Origin of the sequence: Pseudomonas sp. RW407 (assembly GCF_003176655.1) — a bacterium.
In the GTDB taxonomy this organism is placed as follows: domain Bacteria; phylum Pseudomonadota; class Gammaproteobacteria; order Pseudomonadales; family Pseudomonadaceae; genus Pseudomonas; species Pseudomonas delhiensis.
In genome coordinates, this window is record NZ_QGSL01000106.1 from 413613 (window position 1) to 414422 (window position 810).

At 68.9% G+C, this 810-nt stretch carries 1 protein-coding gene; it reads left to right on the forward strand.

Going from position 1 to position 810, the window contains the following annotated elements:
- The first annotated feature begins 113 nt into the window (after positions 1-113).
- Positions 114-728 (forward strand): TetR/AcrR family transcriptional regulator, encoded by a 615-nt coding sequence (locus tag DK254_RS18745; protein WP_109934982.1) that lies wholly within the window; start codon positions 114-116, stop codon positions 726-728.
- Positions 729-810 lie beyond the last annotated feature (82 nt).

Below are 810 nucleotides of genomic sequence, written 5' to 3' on the forward strand. Positions count from 1 at the left end.
GATTCCCCGATGAACCCCTGCCAGGAACGCGCGCCCTCACGCTTTCGAGGGACTGGCCGGCGGCTCCCGCCACGGTTATCGTCGAACCTCCCGAAGCCGGAAGCAGCACACGGATGAAAACCCGCGACCGCATCCTCGAATGCGCCCTGCTGTTGTTCAACGAACAGGGCGAACCCAACGTCTCCACCCTGGAGATCGCCACCGAGCTGGGCATCAGCCCCGGCAACCTGTACTACCACTTCCACGGCAAGGAGCCGCTGGTGCTGGCCCTGTTCGCCCGCTTCGAGGAGGAACTGCAGCCGCTGCTCGACCCACCCGCCGACGCACGCCTGGGGGCCGAGGACTACTGGCTGTTCCTGCACCTGATCGTCGAGCGCCTGGCGCACTACCGCTTCCTCTTCCAGGACCTGTCCAACCTGGCCGGGCGCCTGCCCAAGCTGGCCCGCGGCATGCGCAGCTGGCTCAACGCGCTCAAGCGCACCCTGGCCGCCCTGCTCGCCCGGCTCAAGGCCGGCGGCGAGCTGACCAGCGACACCGACGCCCTCGGCCAACTGGTGGAGCAGATCACCCTGACCCTGCTGTTCTCCCTGGACTACCAGCGCATCCTCGGCCGCGAAGGCGAGATACGCCTGGTGGTCTACCAGGTGATGATGCTGGTGGCGCCGCACCTGCGCGGCGATTCGCGGCTCGCCGCCGAGCGCCTGGCGCAGCGCTACCTGAACGCCTGAAATGAAGACGCCCGGCACGAGGCCGGGCGTCGGGTACCACGGGTAACGCGTCAGGCCTGGGTCGGCGGCGTGGCCGGAGCCG

Coding starts and splice junctions, on each gene's coding strand:
- DK254_RS18745 (WP_109934982.1), top strand. CDS start 114: ATGAAAACCCGCGACCGCATCCTCGAATGCGCCCTGCTGTTGTTCAAC.